This window comes from Acidobacteriota bacterium (assembly GCA_022340665.1).
GTDB lineage: Bacteria > Acidobacteriota > Thermoanaerobaculia > Thermoanaerobaculales > Sulfomarinibacteraceae > Sulfomarinibacter.
This window is the reverse complement of record JAJDNM010000149.1, coordinates 18,110-42,620: the sequence shown is the minus strand read 5'-3', so window position 1 is coordinate 42,620 and position 24,511 is coordinate 18,110. Positions and strand designations below refer to the sequence as shown.

The 24,511-nt window shown below is 60.2% G+C and carries 14 protein-coding genes; 7 read left to right on the top strand and 7 right to left on the bottom strand.

Annotation, left to right across the window (positions count from 1 at the left end):
• Positions 1-104: 104 nt before the first annotated feature.
• Positions 105-866, bottom strand: a complete 762-nt coding sequence (locus LJE93_17180; GenBank protein ID MCG6950650.1) for a fumarylacetoacetate hydrolase family protein — start codon at positions 864-866, stop codon at positions 105-107.
• A 74-nt stretch (positions 867-940) separates the two neighbouring features.
• The gene (locus LJE93_17175; protein MCG6950649.1) at positions 941-6,151 is read right to left on the bottom strand and encodes a protein kinase; all 5,211 of its coding nucleotides are present in this window, start codon (positions 6,149-6,151) and stop codon (positions 941-943) included.
• Between the two features lie 282 nt (positions 6,152-6,433).
• On the opposite strand from LJE93_17175, the gene LJE93_17170 reads away from it, so the two are divergent.
• Positions 6,434-8,632, top strand: a complete 2,199-nt coding sequence (locus tag LJE93_17170; protein MCG6950648.1) for a penicillin acylase family protein — start codon at positions 6,434-6,436, stop codon at positions 8,630-8,632.
• A gap of 109 nt (positions 8,633-8,741) precedes the next feature.
• On the opposite strand, the gene dnaE is transcribed toward LJE93_17170, so the two are convergent.
• On the bottom strand, positions 8,742-12,302 hold the full coding sequence (gene dnaE / locus LJE93_17165) for a DNA polymerase III subunit alpha (GenBank protein MCG6950647.1): 3,561 nt from the start codon (positions 12,300-12,302) through the stop codon (positions 8,742-8,744).
• A 794-nt stretch (positions 12,303-13,096) separates the two neighbouring features.
• On the opposite strand from dnaE, the gene LJE93_17160 reads away from it, so the two are divergent.
• Positions 13,097-14,104, top strand: coding sequence for a polyprenyl synthetase family protein (locus LJE93_17160; protein MCG6950646.1), 1,008 nt, complete (start codon positions 13,097-13,099; stop codon positions 14,102-14,104).
• 19 nt (positions 14,105-14,123) lie between these two features.
• Here LJE93_17160 and LJE93_17155 read toward each other — a convergent pair whose 3' ends face one another.
• The 3 genes from LJE93_17155 to purH all read right to left on the bottom strand — a co-directional run bounded on the left by LJE93_17155 (position 14,124) and on the right by purH (position 16,871).
• Positions 14,124-14,771, bottom strand: a complete 648-nt coding sequence (locus LJE93_17155; protein ID MCG6950645.1) for an outer-membrane lipoprotein carrier protein LolA — start codon at positions 14,769-14,771, stop codon at positions 14,124-14,126.
• Positions 14,768-15,172 carry a hypothetical protein gene (locus LJE93_17150; GenBank protein MCG6950644.1) on the bottom strand — a complete coding sequence of 135 codons (405 nt, stop codon included), beginning with the start codon at positions 15,170-15,172 and terminating at the stop codon, positions 14,768-14,770. Before LJE93_17150 ends, LJE93_17155 begins: the two co-directional genes overlap by 4 nt.
• A 160-nt stretch (positions 15,173-15,332) precedes the next feature.
• Complete coding sequence (gene purH, locus LJE93_17145) at positions 15,333-16,871, bottom strand: bifunctional phosphoribosylaminoimidazolecarboxamide formyltransferase/IMP cyclohydrolase (protein ID MCG6950643.1); 1,539 nt, start codon at positions 16,869-16,871, stop codon at positions 15,333-15,335.
• A 143-nt stretch (positions 16,872-17,014) separates the two neighbouring features.
• On the opposite strand from purH, the gene LJE93_17140 reads away from it, so the two are divergent.
• The 4 genes from LJE93_17140 (at position 17,015) to LJE93_17125 (ending at position 22,060) form a co-directional block, all read left to right on the top strand.
• Positions 17,015-18,604 (top strand): ABC transporter substrate-binding protein, encoded by a 1,590-nt coding sequence (locus LJE93_17140; GenBank protein ID MCG6950642.1) that lies wholly within the window; start codon positions 17,015-17,017, stop codon positions 18,602-18,604.
• A 215-nt stretch (positions 18,605-18,819) separates the two neighbouring features.
• Entirely contained in the window at positions 18,820-19,788 is a 969-nt protein-coding gene (locus LJE93_17135) for an ABC transporter permease (GenBank protein MCG6950641.1), read from the top strand.
• A complete protein-coding gene (locus tag LJE93_17130) occupies positions 19,785-20,729 on the top strand; it encodes an ABC transporter permease (protein MCG6950640.1) in 945 nt (314 codons plus the stop codon). The genes LJE93_17135 and LJE93_17130 overlap by 4 nt, the downstream gene beginning before the upstream one ends.
• Before the next feature lie 116 nt (positions 20,730-20,845).
• Positions 20,846-22,060 (top strand): M20 family metallopeptidase, encoded by a 1,215-nt coding sequence (locus LJE93_17125; GenBank protein MCG6950639.1) that lies wholly within the window; start codon positions 20,846-20,848, stop codon positions 22,058-22,060.
• Positions 22,061-22,170: 110 nt separating this feature from the next.
• Here LJE93_17125 and LJE93_17120 read toward each other — a convergent pair whose 3' ends face one another.
• Positions 22,171-23,043 carry a decaprenyl-phosphate phosphoribosyltransferase gene (locus LJE93_17120; GenBank protein ID MCG6950638.1) on the bottom strand — a complete coding sequence of 291 codons (873 nt, stop codon included), beginning with the start codon at positions 23,041-23,043 and terminating at the stop codon, positions 22,171-22,173.
• A gap of 141 nt (positions 23,044-23,184) precedes the next feature.
• On the opposite strand from LJE93_17120, the gene LJE93_17115 reads away from it, so the two are divergent.
• Positions 23,185-24,333, top strand: coding sequence for a hypothetical protein (locus LJE93_17115; protein ID MCG6950637.1), 1,149 nt, complete (start codon positions 23,185-23,187; stop codon positions 24,331-24,333).
• Positions 24,334-24,511: the final 178 nt, after the last annotated feature.

Below are 24,511 nucleotides of genomic sequence, written 5' to 3'. Positions count from 1 at the left end.
AACCTCGCTATGGATACTTCAAATTTCGGGTATTCAAAGCCCGTCTTTTCGCGCGAATCAGGAGTCAATCCAGGTGTTGGCGGGTAATCCGAAATTCGAATTCGTCACGCGACTGGGTTGGTGAGCCTGCCAACGCGTTCCACTTCGACGGTCACCTCGTCCCCAGAATGCAACGGTCCGACTCCGGATGGGGTGCCGGTCATCACGACGTCGCCCGGCTCGAGGGTCATGACCTGGGTGATATACGAGATGAGAAAAGACGGCGAAAACACCATCTGCGCCGTGCTGGCGCTTTGTCTCTCCTCCCCGTTGACCATGCACCTCACCTGGAGCTCGCCGACCTCGTGTTCGCCGAGGTCGGTCACGACCCATGGTCCGAGGGGGCAGAAGGTGTCGAATCCCTTGCCGCGGGTCCACTGCGAGTCGGAGCGCTGGAGATCTCGGGCGGTGACATCGTTGCCGCAGGTGATGCCAAATACGTTCGACCACGCGTTCTCCGTCGATACGTGGCGACAGCGCCGACCAATGATCAACGCCAGCTCGCACTCATGTTCGACTCGCGAGGACAGGTCCGGGAGCACGATCTCGGCACCCGGGGCAATCACCGAGGACGGCGGTTTGAGAAACAGCAGCGGTTCCGTCGGCACGTCGGCACCGTGCTCTGCCGCGTGGGCTGCGTAGTTGCGGCCAACACAGACGATCTTGGTCGGTTGCGCAGGCGCGAGCAGATCGACATCCTCCAATCGGGCTATCGACCGACCCGTCTCGAGAGCTTCAAACGGCCCCCGCAAAAGGTGGCAAACCATGTCATCGACGACGGAGCCCCACTCGGAGCCGGATTCCGTCAGGAAATGAACGATACGCATGCCGATCACCTATCCCTTTCCAGCGGTCATTGTACCGGTCGGGTGGCAGCGCCTGATTGGTGAATGGATCCGGACTAACCGAAGAGCTCGTGAATCTTCACCGAGCGGATGGTCTCCCGGGTCCGATGGGCGGCGAGGCGAACCTCGGAGTCGATGTCTTCGAGAAGCTCATCCATCAGGTGGCGCGCCGGGCCTTTGAACTCGAAGTGCACTAGCGCGCGTACGGCGTTTCGCCGTACGTTCGGGTCGATGTTGCGACACAGGACGCGGACAGTTTCGAAGGCCGATCCTTCGTCAATTGCTCCAATTGCGATGAGCTCCGTAAGAACATAACTCGCACCTTCGACTACCCGCAGTTCGTCGCTCTGGAGTCCATCCACCAGAGCCTCGACACCATTCTCGTTTCCGCCATAAATCACGCTGAGGGCAGCAAAGTGCCGCACGGTCTCTGAACGGCTGTCCAGTTCTCCGAGCACTCGAGGATCTTCACCGCCACCGACTCGCACCATGATCGACAGCAGATCTTCGAGGCGGTAGGGATGGAGGTTTTTCGCAGCGCGCTCGAGCAGGTCATCGACCACCCCTCGATCGCCGAGCCTCCCGACACAGTTCACCGAGCCTGCATAACGGTCTCTGAAGTTGAGGTCGGCAGCAGGCACACCCGGATCGAGAGGGGGATCGACCGCACTCTCTGCGTTCAGCACAAAGGACAGGAACTCTCCGAATGTGCCGTCGCTGCAATTGATCGAACCCATTGACGGTCGGTTCTGATACGCCAGCACCATACCGCGTTTGAGTCGAATTCCGCGCTCGCGAGTGAGAAGAGACACCTCTCCGTGCAACTTGTCGTTGAATCGAATCTCTCCGCTGTCCGGAGTACGCAAACTCGTCAACGCCAAGAGCACCACGATCGCCAGCCCAGCTGCACCTGCCAGTTTGATGCCGAGATTTTCGGTCAGGCCCGCGGCAATTTGTTTTGCCGGGGCCATCCGCACCTGACGCGCCCGCCGCTTTGCGAGCTCCCTCGTCCGTTGCTGCTCCTCGTCCCTCTGCTCATCCCGGTTTCTCGCGAGTTTCTCGAGCTCCCGCTGCAGGATATTGCGGTCGAGCCATCCAAATCCCCGATGCCCGAGGTCTTCGATCAGTCTGTCAATGTCCTGATCGTTCCACACGGGCGGGCCTCCGCCCTGTGTCTCACGCTCGAGCCGCCGGAGGAATACGTCGAGAAACGGCCGCGCACGATCATCCCACCGTCCGTCTTCGGGAGTTTCCGGTTCCCAATCGAGAAACCAAAGGCGAAGGGTCGCATCTGTCCCGGCGCTCAACGCCGCTCCGCCATCACGACTCAGTGCGAGATCGGTGATGGGCCCCGCGTGACCCTCAACCACCTTTTCGGCAACACCGGTGCGGACGTTCCACAAACGCAGCGTGGCATCTTTCCCGACCGATACCAGGAACCGGGCATCGGGAGTGAACTCAACTGTTTGCACGCTGCCCTCATGGCCCGACAGGACGCGCCAGCAACGGCCGTTTTCGAGGTCCCATAGGCGGATGTCGCCATCCTCCCCCGCCGAGGCAACCAACCGACAGTCCGGACTGGTCGCGACCGCAAAGATCGCACCCTCGTGACCCCCCATGCGTCGGAGTTCCTCACCCTTGGAAAGGCTCCAGACGGTGACCTGACTGTCCCATCCGCCACCGACCACGAATCGACCGTCCGCACACACAGAAAGCGCAGTGACCGCATCCTCACAACGGCCGAGGAGCTCCGGCAACGAATTTTCGTCGAGCGGCCACCGCCTAACAGTCCCATCATCGCCCGCCGTGACGACCGCTGAACCGTCGGGATCGAAAACCACAGCTTGGACGAGTCCGTCGTGCCCTTTGAACTCGCGCAGAAATGCGGCCTGCCCCTTCTCCCACAACCTCACCACACCGTCCTTGCCTGCCGATGCCAGCAGTTCGCCGTCGTCACAGACCGCGACAGCCGTGACACTGTCCGCATGGCCCTCGAACATGCCTTCTTCGGCGCCTGTGGAAGTCTCGAAGATTCTCAGCGATCCGTCATCACCGCCGACGAAGCACGCATTGTTGTCCTTGGTGAGCCGGCAGGCCGTGACAACCGTGCCGCCGCCGATCCTGCGGAGTTCCACGACCGATCGTGGGGAACTCTTTGGGAAAAACGCCAACACCCTGTTCCATAACTCGAGTGCCTCGTGGTGAAGCTCGTAACCTGAAACCTCTCGAGCCGCACGCAACGGTTGCATCGCTTCTTCAAGCTGGCCAGCGTCGATCAGCTCTCGAGCGAGATTGATGTGGGCGCGGAATTCTCTGTCTCGACCGGCAAGCTCGCCGGAAGCCGCGCTCTGGGCAAGTGCGAGCGGTAGCCGGTAGGGTACATGCAGAGGCAGAAGGAGCTGGCTCACCGAAGAGCTGTGGACCACGGCCACGTGTTGCCCATGGTTCACGACAGCCAGGTCCTGGACCGGGTTGGCCAGTCGCATGATCCGTTGCGCCGCACCGGTGTCAACGTTCCAGATGCGGACAGTGTTGTCCTCACCACCGGACACCGCCGTTCGACCGACCAGAGAAATGGCGGTCACTGCACCGCTGTGCCCCCTCAGAAACCGGATACAACGCCCTTCTTCGAGATCCCACACCCCGATCGAGCCGTCCTGACCGGCGGAAAGTGCAACCTGCCCATCGTCAGCGATCGCAATATCTCGAATCGGCCCGCGATGGCCTTCTAAGACCTGGATGCATCGCTGTTCGCCGGGATCCCAGATACGAACGGTGCCGTCGGCGCTCGCCGTAACCACTTGCCCTCCGGACGGAAGCCAGCCAACGGCGCTGACAAAGGCGCCGTGGTCCGAAAGTGTCTGCGTGCACTCACCACTCTCGAGATCCCAGATTCTCAGATTGCGATCGGACCCTCCCGAGGCCACCGAACGGCAGTCAGGAGAGGCGGCTACGCAAATCGCAACACCAGGGTGGATACGGAGGTTTCGCAACCGCTGCCCAGTCCCGAGGTCGAAGAGAGTCAGCGGTGCGTTCTCCAGGCAGGCGATCAGGACATCGTCGACTGCGGTCATTGAACGACCCTGGCGAGCCGGCCCACCGAGATTGATACGGTGGATGGGCTGGTTCCCGGTTCGGGCCCAAACCATTGCCTCACCGGCCACCGACCGCACAACCAATTGGCCGTTGGGCAGTCCGAGCAGGCTCTGCAGAGGGGCCTGGTGAGCCATTTTTCGAGTGACCAGATGACCCGGCAGATAGTTGGCCACCGCCAGGGATAAGCTCTCCCCGAGGTTCGCATCAAGGGACCGGGCTCTGGTCAGGGCTTCTTCAGCGACCTCGTGATTCCCCTGCAATCTGTAGATTTCGCCCAGCGCGACTACGACTCCGATGTCGGACGGGCTCGCCTCGACGACCTCTGAAAGGAGTCCATGCGCCCGTTTCAGGTCTCCGTCGTTTCCTTGCAGATTGTATCGAGCAAGAAGAGCGAGGCCGAGCTCTCGTTTGTCGGCATGCGAATGCCCTTCGGTGCCCGTAGATTCCAATGCGGATATGGCCCCAATGGGATCATCCAGAAGGAGCCGCATGCGGGCGCGAAGCAGCTGGCCTCTCGCAACATCGCCGGATGCTCGTTCAGCTTCGCTGAAACGGCGCTCGAGTTCCGCATCTGTCAATCCGTCTCGACGCCATTCCAGGAGACTCGAGTTGAGGGTCGCTTCGAGGTGCCGAGGATCCGTCTCGAGGGCGGAGCGCAAGCTGGTTTCCGCACGCTCCGCGAGTCCGAGCGTGATGAAGGAGACCCCTCGATTGTTGAGTGAGTCCGCGAGCAGCCGCGTGCGCTGCGGCTCCGGTCGCGGGTAACGCCGACCCGTCGACTCCCGGTACATCCCGACCAACCATTCACGTAACGGTCCAAATGATCGGGGGCGCCGATTCGGGTCCTTTTCGACGCACGACAGCATCAGAGAAGCGAGACGCCCTCCAATACTCGGCTCGAAGAGACGCGGATCGGGGGCCTCCTCACGCACGTGCATGCGCATCCAGCCGCTGAGCTGGTTCTCCCGGGTCTGGGACGCCGCATCGGTGGGCGTCATGAAGGGTCGACGGCCGCAGAAGATTTCGTAAAGCATACAGCCGTATGCGTAAATGTCCGTCGCGACCGTTCCCCTGAGGGATTGACGCCAAAGCTCGGGAGCCATGTACGGTGGTGTGCCGACAAGACCACCGTCCACCGTCACCGTCTGCCAGGTGCCGCTGCCCATCGAGGCGTCCTCACGTCCCGCGGTGTGTTTCAGGAACGGCGGCATCTGCTCGCGGATGTCGCCTTCAACGTTCTTCTCGGTCCCCTCCGCGCGAACCAGACCGAAATCGGTCACCCGGGCGATTCCTTCGGACGTGAGGAGCACATTGGCCGGTTTGATGTCGCGGTGGACGATGCCCCTGTGCTGGACGCCATCATCGTCAGTCCACAGAAAGTTGTGGGTGTAGTCGAGCCCGCTGGCTATCTGAATCGCGATGTCGAATCGCTGTTCGAAGCTCGGTTCCTGCTCTCCCCTGAGCCAACAGCCGAGATCGCCTCCATCGACGTACTCGATGAACAGCCGGGGCATACCTCCTATCTCCTGGAGGTAATATGCGGAACAGATGTTGGGGTGAACTCCGAGAGCGATCCATGATTCGGCTTCCCTCTGGAACCGCGCCCTCCCGTCTTCGGTCGCGAGGACCGATGGAAGGGGGGTCTTCACAGCCACCATTCGTTGCAGTTCTCGATCGAAGGCGATCGAGACAACCGCCATCCCGCCGCGCGCAACCTCGCGCACCTCGTACCGGCCATCCACGACCGTGCCGGCTATCCAGCCTCGGCCCGTGTCTGCTGCAGCAACAGTTGCGAAGGATGGTGCCGCCGATTCCTCTCGCGAGACCCGACGCGTTTTTCCATTCGCGGCCTGTGAAGCGGAATCAGACCTCGACTCGTCTGTTCGAGACTTCGCGACCGAAAACGCCTTATCGAGCTCTGCCAGAGCCTTCTTCCGCCATCCCAGCGCGGTCGATGAGGACGGATCGATCTCGAGGCACCGGTCGAGCGCGGCAACGGCCTCGTCATACCGCTCGAGGTGTACCAGGCAATATCCGCGATTGAGCCACGATCGGGAGTCGTTCGGAAACCGTTCGCACCACACCTCGAGGCCGTCGAGGGCTTCAGCCCATCGCTGTTCTCTCAGCGACTCCACGATCTCGCGCTTCGACTGCTCGGCGTTGAAATCCATGCTCATTCAAGAATACCCCGAGTTTCGGCTATCTCGCTCGTTTGGCGTAACTTGGCACACCGCGTCGGGGCTTGACGGCTCGTCGGGCGTACGGCCAATCAGAAAGTCCGAACCACCTCGATCGAGCACGAGCGCGGTCGCTGTCGCGATAGCTTCGTCAGCACATTCAGACTCGGCGTCAGGTTTTACGGACTCTCGCCCGCTCCGACCATTCCTGAGCGTGAACTGACTCGGCACTCTCAGCAGCGGGATAGGGAATAATGGCAGCCGCGGGGGGAGAAGATGAGGATCACCGGCAGGCGACGGGAGATCGACATCGCTGGATCGACGATCGAGATCGCGCGAAACCAGAACGGCGTCATCATGCTCTGGGGGGACGACGATCTCGATCTCGCCCGGGGGTTGGGTTTTGCTCATGCGCAGGACCGATTTGTCCAGATGATCCTGGTTCGCCTCATCGGGCAAGGGCGACTCTGCGAATGCCTCATCAATGACGATGAGACGCTCGAGATCGACATCTTCATGCGAGAGCTCGGTATCGCCCGATATGCAAAGGTTGAAGCGGTCAACTGCATTGCAGAGGGCAGAGAATTGGGCGAAGCCTATGCGGAGGGAATCAACCACTGGCTCTCCACCAATCATCGTCCGCTGGAGTTACTTCTGGTCCGTCACGACCCCGAGTGGTGGACAATCGCCGACACCATTTTGACCGTCAAGCTCATGTCCTACGTCGGCCTCGCGCAGTCGCAACAGGACATGGAAAAGTTCCTCATCCAAGCCATTCGAGGCGGTGTGTCAATCGAACGGCTGGCCAGACTCACCGCGCCCCACCTCGAAGCTCTCGATCAGCAGACTATCGACGCAATAGCCAAGCTTCGATACCTCCAACCGCTGCTTCCAGCCTCCCTCAGGTTCCTCGGACCGGTGCCGACCATCATGGCTAGCAACAACTGGGCGATTTCCGGTTCGAAGACCGTTTCGGGAAAACCGCTCCAGTGCAACGATCCCCATCTCGAGTGCAACAGGCTGCCGGCGATCTGGTACGAAGCAGTCATGCATACCGCCGACAACTATCGGATCGGTGCAACGATGCCCGGCGTTCCTGGCCTCGTCATGGGACGCACCCGAGATCTCAGCTTCGGTTTCACCTACGGGTTCATGGACATGGTGGATTTCTTTGTCGAGAAATGCAGGGATGACAGCTATCAACGCGGGGATTCCTTTGTACCTCTGAAGATCCGAACCGAGAAGATTGCCAGGAAAGGCGCGAGCCCGGTTGAAGTGACGATTCGCGAAACCGATCTCGGGGTGCTCGAGAGCGACAACCGGAAGCCCGATCTGGAGAACGGCTTTTACCTCAGTCGTGCGTGGTCGGCACACCGAAGGGGCGGCTCGGCATCTCTCGATGCCCTCGCGCGCCTGCCTACCGCCACAACAGTACTCGAAGCGCAGACGATCGTTCGCGAGGTGGCAATCTCCTGTAACTGGCTGCTGGCCGATCGCGACGGCAATATCGGCTACCAGCAATCCGGGCTCCTTCCGGATCGGCAACACTCGGGACTGCACCCCGTACCCGCCTGGGATGACAAGATGCGGTGGCGTGGGCTGGTGTCGGCAGATCAACTCCACTCGTTGTTCAACCCACCCGAGGGATTTCTCGCGACCGCAAACAACGACCTCAATCCGGAGAACGGCCGGCTGGTCATCAATTTGCCGATGGGTTCATATCGAGTCGACCGGATTCGCTCGTTGCTTTCCGCGATTGATGCTTGCTCTCAGGACGATATGCGACACGTTCAAAACGATGTTTACTCGCTCCAGGCCGAACGGTTCATGGAAATCCTCCGGCCGCTGCTTCCCGAGACATTTGCCGGTCGAATGCTGGCTGGATGGGATTGTCGATACGGTTACGGATCTCGCGGCGCTTCCCTCTTCGAAACTGTCTACCACGCCATTCTCAGAGAAGTTTTCGGCAGGGGCCTTTTCGGCGAGGACATCTGGGACGCGACGATCGAGACGACAGCGATTGTCGCCGACTACTACCACCTTTTCGACCGGGTTCTGCTCGGCGACGAAGCATCATGGTTCGGAGAGGAGGGCAAGGAAGTCCTTTTCCGTCGCGTTCTCGAAGAGGTCCTGACCGAGGTCGATGTGGAAGCAATCAGCCCGTGGGGCCGCCGCCAACAGGTCATGATGAAGAACATATTTTTTGACGGGCGGTTGCCCACGTGGCTCGGTTTCGATCACGGTCCCATCCAGGTCCAGGGAAATCGCGCCACCATCGTTCAGGGGGGTATTTTCACCGCCCACAACAGGCAAACAACCTTCACGCCATCCTGGCGCTTCATCACCGATCTCGGCGAAGACAGCGCGCTCACTGTTCTTGCCGGTGGTCCTTCGGGCAGGCGTTTTTCACGCTGGTACAAGACTGATGTCAAGCGATGGCTGAGCGGCAAATACAAGGTTTTGAAGGCGGAGTGACGCTGGTTGCAGAGGGGAAAAGGGGAAAAGGTGCAGAGGGCAGGGCGACAACTGGCTGCCACCCCCCGCCTGCTCTTCCCCTTTTCTTCTCTTCTCCTTTTCTCCCCTGCTAGTTCACCAACTCCGCTGAATCACCGGTTGCAGTTGGGGACGGCGGTCGCACGCTCTTGCCACCGCCGTTGCGGGCTTTGGAGTCGAACTCGTACTCGCACCAGCCACCGTCCAGGAGACGTTTGAGCCCGTCCCTGGTAGCAGTACGAGGATCGACGGTCAATGCCGGCGGCGGCACCAGTCGTGCGCGGAAACGACCTCGCCGGAGCAGCTCGAACCTGACCGGCATCTCACCCGGATGTTCGAGCAGATACTCGCGAATCTCTTCGAGCCGTTCTTCGTCCACCTGATCGAGGTCAATCACCACTCGCAGCGCTGCCGCGCGCCGCGAGTCGATGCCGTCGAGAGCCACGACCTCGTCCGCCATGAGTTCGACGTGCTCGCCCTCGCCCCTGGTGGTCGCCACGACCAACACTGGCTTCCCGTCAGCCAGCAGTCGCTCGTAGGCTTCGAAGACATCGGGAAAGGCGACCACCCGGACCGCACCGGCCGCATCCTCGAGCCGAAAAACGGCCATTCTGCGACCCTGGTTGCGGCCCTCCTTACGGATCGGCATCACCTTGAGACTGGTGACCAGTCCTCCGACTGTAAGATGCTCGGCACCAGCGGCGAAACGATCGGCGATTTCGACGACTCGACAATCAGAGTACCGGTCGAGCTGCTCATCGAAAGCAGCCAACGGGTGACCTGTGAGATAGAAGCCGAGAACCTCTCGCTCCCAAGACAATCGCTCTGCCTCGTCCGCCCGGACGGCCTTGCGAAGCTCGTCCTCGAGTGCCTCGGACGGCAGAGCATCGAAGAGAAAGCCCTGTCCGAGCTCGCGCTGTTCTCTCTCCCGCCCGGCCATCTCGAGCAGGCGTTCGAGATTGTCCAGAATGCCCTTTCGGCTGATGTCGAAGCGATCGAAACAACCTGCCTTGGTCAGGCTCTCGAGGGCCTTCTGGTTCATGGAACGGGCCGACAGCGATCGCAGGCAATCGGAGACCGAGGAGAATTCACCGACTCGTGACCTGGCTTCGAGCAGGGGTTCCACGGCGGCAAGGCCCACACCCTTGATCGCTGCCAGTCCGAAACGGATACCACCATTCTCGACCGTGAAGTGCGGCATCGACGCGTTGATGTCCGGCGGCAGGATCTCGAGTTCCATCTGCTTGCACCTCACGAGGTACTGGCCGAGTTTATCCGTATTGTTCATTTCCGAGGTCAGCATCGCTGCCATGAAGTGCGGGGTGTAGTGCGCCTTCAAGTATGCGGTGAGGTATGCCACGTGCGCGTAGGCCACAGAGTGCGAGTTGTTGAAGCCGTACTTCGCGAACGGCACGATCTGGTTCCACAGCTGCCGGGTCTTGTCCTTCGGATGGCCCTTGGCGACCGCACCCTGGATGAAGTTCTCACCTTCACGGTCGATGATCTCCTGCTTTTTCTTGCCCATGGCCTTGCGCAGGGTGTCCGCCTTGGCCATCGAGAACCCGGCGATTTCGACCGCGATCTGCATCACCTGTTCCTGGTAGACAATGATGCCGTACGTCTCGCCGAGAATGTCTTCGAGTTCGGGGAAGATGTAGGTGAAGGTTTTTCGCCCGTGCTTGCGGTCTGCATAATCATCGATGAACTGCATCGGGCCTGGCCGATACAGCGCATTCAGGGCGGCAATGTCGAGAAAGCTCTGCGGCTGTACCTTTCGCAGCACGTCCTTCATCCCGGAGGACTCGAACTGAAACACGCCGTCGGTTTCCCCTGCCGAAAAGAGTTCGTAGACTACGTGATCGTCGAACGGGATGGAGGTGAGATCGAGATCGGGATTTTCCGATCGCCTGATTGATTTCACCGCGTCATCGATGACGGTCAGTGTCCGCAGCCCAAGAAAATCCATCTTGAGAAGTCCCAGGGCCTCCACATCGTCCTTGTCGAACTGAGTCGTCACCTCCTCGTGGGACGATCGGTTCAACGGAACCAGATTTACCAGCGGCTCCGGAGCGATCACGACACCGGCAGCATGGACTCCGCAGTGGCGGGCGAGCCCTTCGAGCCGCGCAGCAGTCTCTACGAGCTGCCTGACGTCATCGTCGTTTTCGACCAGCTCGCGCAACCTCGGCGAATCCTCGAGAGCCTTCGCGATCGTGATATTCAGTTCATCGGGGATCAGCTTGGCGATCCGATCCACGTCACCGAATGACATGCCCATCACGCGCCCGACATCGCGAACCGCAGACTTCGCCTTGAGGATGTTGAAAGTCGCGATTTGTGACACCGATTCCTCACCGTAAAGTCCGCGCACGTACTCGATCACTTCATCTCGACGTCTCTGACAGAAATCGATATCGATATCGGGCATCGAGATCCGATCCGGGTTGAGGAATCTCTCGAAAAGAAGGTCGAACTCGAGAGGGTCAATATCCGTGATACCAAGCGCATATGAAACCAAGGATCCAGCGGCCGATCCGCGACCCGGACCGACCGGAATATCGTTCTCCCGCGCGTGACGGATGAAATCCCACACGACGAGGAAATAACCGGGGAAACCCATTTTTCGAATGATGTCGAGCTCTTGCTCGAGACGTGTTTCATAGTCCTGAGTAGAGCACTTCCTCGGGTTTCCCTTCTTGAGCCTGTTCGTCAGTCCTTCCTGCGCCTTCTCGGCGAGGAAAACCTCGAGGTTCATATCATTTGGAATCTTGAATTTCGGCAAGTGGAGAGTATCTGTGTCGAATCGCATGTGGCACCGAGATGCGATTTCGGCAGTGCGCTCGCAAGCTCCCGGATAATCAGCGAACAGCTTGTACATCTCTTCCGGGGTTTTCACGTAGAATTCGGCGTTATAGGCGTAGCTTCTCTGAAGGTCCTCGAGGTCCCGATTAAGACCGATGCCGAGCAGGACACGGTGAGCAAAGGTGTCCTCGCGCTCGTGGAAATGGCAGTCGTTTGTCGCCACCAGCGGAATGCCAGTCGTCCCCGAAAGCGCCACCATGCCTGCACGAACGAACTCCTCGTCCGCCATGCCGTGATCCTGAATTTCGAGGAAAAAACTCTGGTCGCCAAAGATTTCTCGGTAGGTCTCTGCCGCTTCACGCGCCTTTTCCTGCTCCCGAGACAACAGGAGCCTCGAAACCTCACCCGAAAGACACGCCGAAAGGGCTATCAATCCATCGCTGTGAGCACCGAGCAGTTCTTTTGAAACTCTCGGCTTGTGGTAGAAGCCCTCGAGATATCCGGAACTCACAAGCTTGACGAGGTTCGAATAACCGTGGTTATTCTCGGCCAGCAACACCAGATGATCGTACGGTCGCCGCCGGCCCGGAACCGGCTTTCGATCACGATGATCACCGGGTGCAACATACACCTCGCAACCGACGATCGGCCTTACCCCGGCTTCGAGAGCGGATTTGTGAAACTGAAACGCGCCAAATATGTTGCCGTGATCGGTCATTGCCACTGCTGACATTCCAAGGCGGGATATCTGTTTCGTGAGGTCCGGAATTCTGATTGCCGAGTCGAGCAATGAGTAATGCGTGTGAAGGTGGAGATGAACGAAAGGCGGCACCTCGGTTGGTCGACTCATGGCGCCATGATAGCGCGATCCCGCAACCTCCCGCCTCGCATCGTCGACACGGTCCGGAGCCTATTTGCTTCTGGCACATTCTTTGTTCTCTAAAATTCTATGAACTCATATCATCGCAAAATCAATCTCTTGAGACATCCTCGATGCAACTAACATCTACCTGTTTGTAGAATTCTGAGCGTTTTTGAGGTACGAAAGCCAGGGCAGATTTCGAATACAAGGGAAATTTTTCTAACATTATTCGTCAAATTCTCTTGACAACGACAATTCATTGCGACATCCTTGGCCAGAAAAGATGAGAACCTTCTCCATTTTTCAGCGCGAATCAGGACCAAAACTGAGTGACCACAATTCTCAGATTCGCGTTTACAGAGCACATGCTGCAAGAGCAATTTCAGAAGAACGATGGGAAGTCGCCGAAATCTTCATCGACAGAATATTGAACGTTGACCCGAATCACACGGAAGCATGGTTGATGAAAGGTCATCTGCGACATCATTGTCGTGAAGATGAGCAAACTGCAGTCGACTGTTACCGTAAAGTCATCAATCTTTGTGGCCGTGAATCCCACCATCCGCACGCCCAAAGTGCGCGCACATCCCTCGGCAGACTACTTTCAGTCTGGGGATAGTTTTTTCCCAGGCACCCAATTCTGATTTCGAATTTTCAGCTTTGAATTTCAGTTAGCAGCACTGTTCCCAGATACCATCTGGAAAAGGGATTTAATCCGGTTTCCCCAACGCGGAATACCGAATTCCGAATCCCGAGTTCATTAGCCGTGCTATCCTCCGCGGATGAAGGCGACGGTCACCTCGCTCAGGCAGGCACGGCAGATTCGTGAGGTCTTCGGACCGATCATTGATCGATTGGACGAGGTCAACGCATTCTTCGATCGAGAGTTTCGAGGCGCGCAGCCGATGGTTCGCGACGTCGTTACCTACGTCCTTGGGAGCGGCGGAAAGCGCCTTCGCCCGGCGTTCGTACTTTTAGTGAGCAAGATGCTCGGCTACAAGGGCGAGCGGGATGTCCGCTACGCGGCAATCGTCGAGATGATCCATACCGCGACCCTCATCCACGACGACATCATCGACGGTTCGGACTTGCGTCGGGGAAAACCTACTGCAAACAACACATGGGGCAACCAGAAGACAGTCTTGGTCGGAGACTGGCTTTATACGCGGACCATGGATCTTTGCCTCGAACTCGGCGATGTGGAGATGATGCGCGTGTTGACGTCGGCTACCCTGCGGATGACCGAAGGCGAGATTCTGGCCGATCAGATCCGTGGAAGCCTCGACGTCGACGAGCCGACCTACATGGACATCACACAGCGAAAGACTGCAGAGCTGTTTGCAGCGGCCTGTGCTCTACCAGCCCTTTTTCAGCCCTCGACCCTTCATCTCACCGAGCAACTGCTCGAGTTCGGACGCAACGTCGGGATCTCTTTCCAGCTGGTCGACGACCTGCTCGATTTCACGGCCGACCGTGCCGCGCTCGGCAAGCCGGTGATGGCCGATCTGCTCGAGGGTCACGTCACGTTGCCGATCATCCTTCTCCTCGAACGGCTCGATCAATCGACTCGTGACCGGTTTGAAGAGGTCGTGTCGAGCCGCTCCTTCGACGCAATCTCGGAGGGTGAACTCTTGCAGATGGTCCGCATGTCAGGAGTTCTCGACGAGGTTCTCAGACGAGCGAAGATGCACTCCACCGAGGCTGTGGAAAAGGCGCAGGCATTCCCTCCCGGTCCCGAACGCGACGCTCTGATTCACGCCTGCCGGCTCCTGCTCGACCGCGGCATGTAGTATCCCGACAGTCGACCGTTTAACTGTCGGAAATACAGTCCAGACCTAGAGGCGGCTCGGGTAGCCAAACTCCGTTCGGTGGACCCTGTACCGACTCCCAGCCGGAAAACCAGAGATGATTCGTCGATCCTTGCGGATCAACCACGATCACCTCGTTCGGCAGATGCCCTTCCCCGAGAACAACAATCACCCGCTCAACGCCTCCGGGCTCCCGCGGAACGAGGACAAACCCAAGATCCCCGTGATCGAGGACCGAAAACCGGTCCACCGCACCTCTCGGATCGAGTACCGCTGCCAGTGGCACCCTCGCCCATTCGTCATCGTCGAGAAGATGCTCGTCGCAGCTCGGTATCTCGGCATCAAGCAACCGCACGAGCCGCCCGTCGAGGCCCATTTGTTGCCGGGATGGGCTGTCTGCGACAAAAACCGCACGGTCGGGCCAGCCCACGACGACCTTCCCGGTGACCTCTTCTCCTGCTCCCATACCCGCCGCGATGTACTCCTGCCGATAGGAAGCCTGCCACGCCACTTCGGCCTGGAGGGCCGTACTCAAGGCCTCCAGCGCAGCCATCCCCGTCACTTGTGCATCGGATCGCGGCGCAAGGCAGATCGAAGCGGCACACGCCACGATCGAGAAGACCACTCTGAAGAAAGAACGAGTGCTCAACCGTCGAGACTCAAGGTGGTGATCGATCGGGCAACCACGAAGATCTTCTCGTTATTGCTCTCGGTCGACGTCGGATAGAGGAAGAAACCGCTATCCTCCATTCGATACTCCTGGACGATTCCGTGGATGATCTCGCCGTCAAAGAACTCGACTCGGGAGAGAGCCCCCTGCGGAGTGTCTCCAACGAGAGAGCCGAGCTGCATTTCGGCCTCTCGACGACTCGGATCTTTGAGGAAGAACACAGCTTTGAGATCGGAGATGTTCACCCGCAGCTTTTCGCCGTCATCGGTTTCCGCCTCGACTGCGAAATCCAGTGGAGTGAAATCTCTCGTCAGGATGGCACGGGTGAGGTTTCCGTCTCGATAACGAAGCACCACCTGGTGATTGGTCGACTCCTCCATCGCACCCCCCAAGAAGTCGGTATCTCTCGCCTCATGCTATCTCGAATCAATAGGAAGGTCCAGAACGCTGGTCACCATGCCGGAGAGACCCCCGGGATTGTCCCCGAATCCCCGAACCAGCCACCTGTACTGGTCGTCCCGAGCCGCCCGGAACAACGACTCAATGTCTGAAATGCCGTCTGCGAGTCAGAACCATCGCCACACCGAGCTGGTTGCACGCTTCGACCACCTGACCGTCGCGAATCGATCCCCCGGGTTGAATCACAGCGCGAACGCCCGCTTCACTGAGAGCCTCGACCCCGTCCGGAAACGGGAAGAACGCATCGGACGCCGCGACGCTTCCCGCCAGGTCATGACCCATTTCGACAGCCTTGGCGACCGAGATCTTGGCGGCATCCACCCGGCTCATCTGACCGGCGCCAATCCCCAGGATCCGGTCCTCGACGCCGACCACGATCGCGTTTGAACTGACGTGCTTGACTACTCGCCATGCGAGTTCGAGAGCACGCATTTCGTCCTGGTCGGGTTCCCTTTCGGTGACGATCTCCCTCTCCTCCCCGTCCCAACCGCCGTCCGCGCTCTGGATCAGGAATCCGCCGTCGACGTCACGCACAACCAGCCCGCCTTCCCGAGCCGGTTCGGCTTCGAGCACCCGCAGATTCTTCTTCCGAGCGAAGACCTCGCGTGCGTGTTTCCCGAAGCCGGGCGCGATGACGACCTCTGCAAACTGTTCCACAACCAACTCGGCGAACGAACCATCGACCTCCTGATTTGCCGCAATCACTCCGCCAAACGCCGACACCGGGTCAGTAGCACGTGCTTTGCGGAACGCTTCCGCCATGTTGTCGTCGACTCCGACGCCGCACGGGTTCGCATGCTTGATCACCGCGACCCCGGCGCCCGGAAGATCCCAAACCAACCGCCATGCTCCTGTGGCGTCACCGAGATTGTTGTAGGAGAGTGCCTTACCCTGAATCTGGCGAGCTCCCGCCAGGCCGCGAGCGGCCGCACTGCGTCCCAGGACTCCCCATTGATGCGGGTTCTCTCCATAGCGTAGCTCCACTTCGCGACAGCTCAGGAGCTTCTCCGCCACCTCGGCCGAGGCTGCCGGTCGTTCCTCTCCCATCAGGCGCGGCAGGTGAGCGGCGATTGCGGAATCATAAGCGGCAGTGTGACGAAACGCCTTGACCGCCAGCCGCCGACGGAACTCGTCGCCAGGCTCACCAACAGTCAATTCTTCGAGAATCTCCTCATAATCTGCGGGATCAACGACGACTGTCACCCGGGCGTGGTTCTTTGCGGCCGCTCGGATCAGACTCGGCCCACCGATGTCGATCTGTTCGACCGACTCCTCGAGATCCGCACCCTCTCGAGCTACTGTCTCCCGAAACGGGTAGAGATTGACGACCACTAGGTCGATGTTCGGAATCTCCAGCTTCGACAGCTCGGCCTCGTGCTCGGCGGTCGGCGCCGCGAGGATCCCTGCGAAGACCCACGGATGGAGCGTCTTGACTCGTCCACCAAGGATTTCCGGAAAACCGGTGTGGCGGCTGACCTCGAGCACCTCGCAACCCGCGTCACGGAGCGCGCGGGAGGTACCACCTGTCGAAATGATCTTCCAGCCGAGATCGACCAACCCGCGTCCCAGCCGATCCAATCCGGTCTTGTCGGACACCGAGATCAACGCGATTCCGGCCATCACTTCCTCCCAACCCGGTCAGGAAATTGGATTGTACACGGCTCTCGGAAAGTCCGCGCCGTTGGACGAGCAGCGGTGAGACGAGGCAGGTCCAGATGCCGTGTCCCATGCTCCAGTTTTCCTGCTGCTGCTACGATGTCGCTATGAAATGCCGAATCTGGCTCCTGTCGGTCCTCGCCCTTCTGGTTGCCTCCTGCTCACCCACCTCGACCACTGAGCGACCTGTGGACACAATCATCATTGGTATCGAGTCCGACATCCAGAGCTGGAATCCCTTCCTCGCCGAGGACGCCTCGAACGAAGAAATCCTTGCCCTGATCTACCCCTCCCTGGCAGTTGAACAGACCGACTACCAGAATCACCCGCCGTCGTTCGAGCCATCCCTCGCGGAGTCATGGCAGTACTCTGATGACGGCCTCGAGCTGACGTTGACACTGCGCGATGATGCCGTGTGGAGCGACGGTGTCCCGGTGACACCCGAGGACGTGCTCTTCAGCTGGCGGGCGCAGACCTCGGAAGCGCTCGGATGGATGTGGTCGGACATCACTGACAACATTCAGGAGGTGGAAAAGATCGACGATCGGACCGTCCGGTTCACTTTCACCCACCGCTATCCGTACCAACTCATGGACGTCAACGATGGACCGATCGTCCCTGCTCACGCATGGGCCGAGATTCCATTCGAAGCCTGGGAGGAAACCGATTGGAGTGATCACGTGCTGTCCGCCGGGCCGTATAGAGTCGCCAGCCACACGCGGCAGCAGGAGATCGTCCTCGAGAAGAACCCGACCTACTGGGTGCCCGATCGCCCGCGGATCGCACGAATCGTCTTCCGCGTTGTTCCGTCGAAAAACTCACTCTTCACCCAGTTCCTGGCCGGGGAACTCGATCTGGTCAACGGCGTGCCGCCGACCGAAGCCACCAAGGTCCAGACGGATCCTGACCTCGAGCTCAGGATTTTTCAGGATCGCTCCTACACCCACGTCTGTTGGAACGTCGACAATCCGCTTTTCGCGGATGAAAACATTCGTCGCGCGCTCGGCCTCGCGATTGACCGCCAAACCCTGATCGACGTCGTGTACGAGGGATTTGCCCGACCATCGATAGGGCCCGTGCTATCGACCATGTGGGCCTTCAACCAGGAGCTGGAACCGCTCGCTTTCGATCCCTCTGAGGCAACTCGGTTGTTGAATGACGCCGGATGGGAGGACAGTGACGGTGACGGCATTCTGGACCGTGACGGTCAGGAATTCAGCTTCGAGATCCTGGCTCCTTCCGTGAGCGAGGTGCGCCAGGATGTCGCACTGATGATCGAACGCGACCTGGGCCGCATCGGCATCGAAGTCGTACCGAGATTCATTGAATGGGGAGCCGTTCAGGCGGCGGTCAGCACGGCAGACTTCGACGCCTTCGTCAACCGATGGATCGAACCGACCCAGGTGGATCTGGAGGGCATCTGGCGCAGCACACCTCCGGACATCCCCACATTCAACTTCGGGCGGTACGCGAACGCCGAGGTCGACCACCTGCTCGACGAAGTGGCGATGGCTGCTGATTTCGAGACCCAAAAGCCTCTCCTCGACCGGATTCAGGAGATCATCGTCGCCGATCAGCCCTACACTTTCCTCGTGGAGAACGTCAGGCTCGTTGGTGTCAACTCGAGGATTTCGGGCGCAGACATCAATGACGCGGCCATCTTTTTCAACATCGAGGATTGGTACATCGACCAATAGCACTTCTCCCCGGTTACGAAACCGATACTGGATGCTGGATGCTGCCGGAGGGCGAACTCACTCGCGGCGAGTTCAATGGGCGGTCGGGCAGATCACGGAGAGGGGGGGTGGGCGGATCTAGCATCGAGGATCCGGTATCTAGCTTCCGTCGGGTAGGAGGTCGGGATCCCCGCCTATAATCTCAACGTGACCTATCGACGCCCCGAGTTCCAACCATGACCGGACTGGTCCTTCGCCGGCTCCTCGCTCTCGTGCCCCTCATGTGGCTGGTGGCAACTCTGACATTCGTGATTGTCCAGGCGGCGCCCGGCTCGTACGCCGACACGATCGACAACCCGCGGCTCTCTCCGGAGGCCAGAGAGGAGATCCGTGCCCACTACGGGCTCGACCAACCGGCCGGTCGACAGTATCTGAGCTGGCTCAAGGCGGTGGCATCTGGCGATCTTGGAATCTCCGCCTTGTACAAGGAGCCGGTAGCGAGTGTGCTCGTGCGCGCGCTGCCGCCAACCGTGCTCCTCGCTGGAAGTGGTCTCCTGATCATGCTGGTCCTCGGTTTGGCGCTCGCAGTCGTCGCGGTTCGCCATCCCCACGGCTGGGCCGACCGGGTGATCACGATCTTCAGTCTCGGGCTCTACGGAGTTCCCTCATTCTGGCTGGCCGGCATGTTGATCCTGGTATTCAGCGTGTGTCTCGGTTGGTTTCCCGCATCCCACATGCACTCGGTGAACTCGGAAAATCTGGCTGGCGTTGCCCGAACGGCGGACCTCCTGCACCACCTCGCGCTTCCTGCTCTCTGTCTCGGCCTGATAGGTGCAGCCGGGACCGCCCGATACATGCGGACCTCCCTCCTCGACGTCCGCGCCTCGCGTTTCATGCTGGCGGCCCGGGCCCGGGGGATTCCGAACCGACGTCTCCTGATGGTCCACGCCCTGCGGCCGGCCCTGCTCCCCGTCGTCACCCTCTTCGGTCTGGCACTGCCGATCCTCGTCTCCGGGTCGGTTGTGATCGAGACGATTTTCTCATGGCCCGGCATGGGGCAGGTGGCGTACAGCGCGGCGCGGGCACGCGACGTGCCGCTCATCCTCGGCGCGACACTGGTCGGGGCGGCGGCGGTCATCATCGGCAACCTGGTTGCGGATCTGTTGTATGCAATGGTCGACCCCCGTGCTCGGAGCGCACGGTGAGCAAGCCCCGGAGTCTGCTGCTGGGTCTCGTCGCGCTCGGGTTCCTGGTGCTCTCCTGCCTGTTCGGCCCACTCCTGTTGGCCGACACCGGTGATGGTGACCCGGTCCACTCCGCCCTGCTCCCACCTCTCACAGAGGTCACGGTTCTCGAGCTCGCCAATGGCCGATTTCATGTTTCGCCTGCAGTGAGCCGTGAAGGCGACCAGTATCGAGTGGGGGGAAGAACGAGCACCGAAACTGTTCCGGCAGCTGAGGTCATCGCCGAACGCAACGCACGGCTGTGGTTGGGCAGCGATCGTTTCGGCCGCGACGTGTTGCGGCAACTCCTTGTCGGCGGGCGCATATCACTCGCTGTTGCCGCGCTCGGTGTCGTGGTCGCGCTCGTGATCGGTCTCACCGTCGGTCTGGCAGCCGCCACCGGTGGTTCCGTCGTCGACGCCATCTTGATGCGATCAGTGGACGCCCTGCTCGCGATCCCTCTGTTGCTCCTGATGATCCTCCTGTCAGCCCTCTTCAGGCCAGGGCCGGTGCTCTTGGTGGTGGTGCTGGGTTTCAGCTCTTGGATGGGTCTGGCCCGCCTGGTACGGGGCCAGGTTCTTTCGCTCAGATCCCGGACCTTCATTCAGGCAGCGCGCGTCGCTGGCACCCGTCCGACCCGGATATGGACCCTCCATTATCTTCCGAACATCAAGGCGCCGGTTGCGCAGGACACCGCACTGCGGATGGGCGACCTGGTTCTCGCCGAGGCAACCCTGTCGTTCCTCGGGCTTGGGATCCCGCCCAATCTGCCGAGCTGGGGTGGCATGGTGGCCGAAGGCCAGCGAGTCATGCTCAACGGCTGGTGGCTGTCCGTTTTCCCGGGGCTCGCGATCACGCTTCTGGTCGTCAGCCTCGCACTGATAGGTGACGGGCTCCAGCGCCGCGGTGAGGCCAGCTCATAACGGTTTGCTACCCTCCATCGATGGGACACAGAACCTTTGCAACGCGTTGTTGGTCGACCGTCATCCTTGGGACGATGTTATTGGCAACTCCTCGAGTCTGGAGCCAGGAGCAAACGATGAAGGATGAAATCGCTGCAGCAGCGAAAGCCATCGAGACGCGACTGATCGAGGCCCGGCGGTGGTTTCATCAACACCCCGAGCTCTCCAACCGTGAGACGAATACCGGGGCCGAGATCGCCCGACGCCTCGGAGCGATGGGACTCGAGGTCGAGACCGGCGTGGCACACACCGGCGTCGTAGCGGTTCTGAGAGGTGCCCGACCCGGCCCGGTCGTGGCCTGGCGGTCCGACATCGACGGCCTGCCGATTCAGGAGATGGTCGATGTCCCATACCGCTCGGTCAACGATGGCGTCATGCACGCCTGCGGACACGACGTCCACACTACGGTCGGGCTCGGTGCGGCCGAGATCTTGACGAAACTCAGGGATCGTCTGCACGGAACCGTCAAATTCATCTTCCAGCCCGCGGAGGAGGGCGCGCCGCCCGGCGAGGAAGGCGGCGCCTCGATGATGGTCGCCGAGGGTGTTCTCGAAGATCCAATGCCGGATGCAATCTTCGGGCTTCACGTCATGCCGACCCTCGATGCAGGAGATATCGCCCTCGCGGCTGGTGGCATCATGGCGGCCGCCGACCGGTTCACCATCACAATCCACGGTCGGATGACCCACGGTTCGGCACCACACAACGGGGTCGACGCGATCTATGTCGCTTCTCAGGTGGTTACTGCGCTTCAGGTGATTGCTTCACGCGAGGTCGATGCACGTAGATCTCTGGTCGTGTCCATCGGAACATTCAACGCCGGCAACCGCTGGAACATCATCGCCGACACTGCGGTGCTCACCGGCACCGTGCGTACGCTTGATTCAGAGACCTGGGATGGAATTCCCGAGAGATTCGAGAGGATTATCTCCGGCATTTGTGAGGCCAACCGCGCCACCTACGAGCTGAACTTCGAACGCACAACGCCGGTTGTGGATAACGATCGCGGCCTGATCGACTTCGCGCGGGCAACTCTTACCGAAAGCCTCGGTGCCGATCACGTACACGAGGCCACACCGATCATGGCGGCCGAGGATTTTGCCTTCTTCCAGCAGCAGATTCCCGGGGCCTACCTCTTTCTCGGCGTTGCCAATCCATCCGAGGGCTGGACCGATTACGTACACACGCCCACCTTCAGGCCGGACGAATCGGCGATCGTCACAGGTGTTACAGCCGCAGCATCACTGCTCGCCGACTTCACGAGCAAGGACCCGCTCCGAATTGCGGATTAGCCCGGACTATTCATGAGTATTGAGTCTCGGGTTTCGAGACTTCCCTCCCTCGCTCAAAAGAGGGCGAGGGAGGAGTGTCTCATCTCATAACTCGACGCTCAAAACCGGGTTCAGTGTGCGACGTTGATGACCAGAGCGGCCACTGTCAGCCATACCACGACACATATCAGCAGTGGCCAATCCGTCAACAGGGCACGCGTAGGACTGCCGCCGAGCTCGTGGCGATGCAGCAGATAGAGGTAGCGAAAGAGCCCGTAGAGCACGATCGGCACAGTTGCCAGGAGTCCGTCCGAGCCCACCTTGGCCACCGTGTCGGGAGCCACTGTGTACAACGCGTATGCGAGGACGGTGGCGCCCAAAGCGACGCTGATCGCCTGGTCCACCATGGGTAAGGTGTAGTGGCCGAGGACCTGTCGATGGTCCCCTGCGACCGCGCCGAGGAGAACGAGCTCGGACCGCCTTTTGCCGAGTGCCAGATAGAGAGCGAGCAAATAGGTGACAACCAGGATCCAGCGGGACACCGGGACACCGATGGCCACCGCGCCGCCCACCACACGGAGCACGAATCCAGCTGCGACTACCAGCACGTCGAGAAACACAACCTGTTTGAGGGCGACCGAGTACAGAAGAACCAGCGCGACATATGCAACAAGGACCGCCGGAAACCAGCCGCCAAGCCACAGCGCAATGGCGATCGCACCCGCCACCAGGAGAACCGCCACCGCAAGTGCGGTCGCCACCGACACTTCTCCGGAGGCGATCGGACGATGCTTCTTGATCGGATGAGACCGGTCGGCCTCACGGTCGACGACGTCGTTGAACAGATATACCGCCGAGGATGCGGCACAGAAGGCAACCACGGCCAGGATTGTCCGGATCCAGGCATCGGCATCACCGACGAGGCCCGAAAAGACGATTGGCGCCAGGACGAACCCATTCTTGAGCCATTGCACGGGCCGCATGCTGCGGATGATGCCGTTCACTGTTCTATTCTATCCCGTGACCCGAGCCGCGCACTCCATGGGCCCCGGCTCGGTCGAGGTGAGACGAAACTGCATGTGGCGACTATCTGAATCCCTTCGAACTGCTGAGTATGCGTATCGTATACCCCGGCGGAGGTGCTGATGCGTGGAATCAGGTCTCTGGTGGTCGTTGTCCTCTGTTTGCCGCTGACCGCGTGCTTCGAGGAACCCGTGCAGGAACACCTTCATCTCACGATCCTGCCCGGCGGCCCCGTTGTTGCCACCGTCGTCCAACAGGTGGTTCCATCCGAAAGAGGTCGCGACAACCCGCAGCTCACCCGCAGGCTCGAAGAGTCCCGGGCGAGTCTCGAACAGGAACTGGATCCATGGAGCCAACGATTCGCGAGGCTCACGCCCATTGCGGAGCACAAGAGTCTCGAGATCAGTGAGGGTGAGGTCCGGCGGGCGATCCGCAGCGCCGTCCTCCAATCCTTTGATCATGCGGTGCAGCTCGTGGAGGCAGACGGACTCACCGGCAATCTGATAGACACCGGCAGTTACCAAGAACTCAGCCTCTTCGCCACCGGCGGTTCCCGCGCGACCTACTCGCAACGTCAACAGGCCGAGCGCCTGCTCACCGAGTGGTCGACCGACCTTGCCGATTACTTTTCGGCCACGATCGAACTCTACACCCATCTCGACCGGCACCCAGACAGGGCGGAATCCTGCCTGGCACACGTGTTCGACAAACATGAAGATACGGAAGCAACAGGACCGTTGACCACGATCGAAGGGAAGCTCGTGGTTCGAGTCAAGGAATCCATGGAGAGAGTGGCGGAGGCCCTACTGGTTCCTGATGATGAGGCGTATTCCCTCAACGAGCTCTCTCGACTCGTGTACGATCCGTTTCCCGCTCGCCTCACCATCGCGGTGGAAGCTGTGGTCCTGGATTTCGTCGGCTTCATCGCAGGCGAGGGGTATTATGAGCGGCCAGCGGTAGATGTCTGGAGCGCACTGATCGCTCTCGAGGGGCGCTGGGTTTCGCCGGACCTGGTCACCGCGGCTGCTGCTCCCGCACCCGATGACCAGCAACCCGACCCCGACGTATCGCTGATCGCCTCCCTCCCGCGGCAGTTTTCGACTCCGCCGACCTCCGCCGATATCGAGATGGCGATCCTCTCCGAGCTCGTGCCGGAAGACGTTCTCCAACTTCGCTGGCACACTCCGGCGAAAAACAGGCAAGAACACGATGCAGACTTCGTGGACTGGCTGGCAGTGATGGCCTCCGCAGAAGACAAAATCCCCGACTAGCCCGGACTATTCATGAAGCCTCTGCTGCAATCGGCGATGCACCCCACCCAACGGTGTTTGCTCGCCTCGGGGTGCTCAACGTACGATCAAGTACGCCTCCGCGCCCCTCGGGTCGCAAACCCCATTGGGCACGGCACCTCGCCGCCCTCGCCACGAGACCTCATGAATAGTCCGGGCT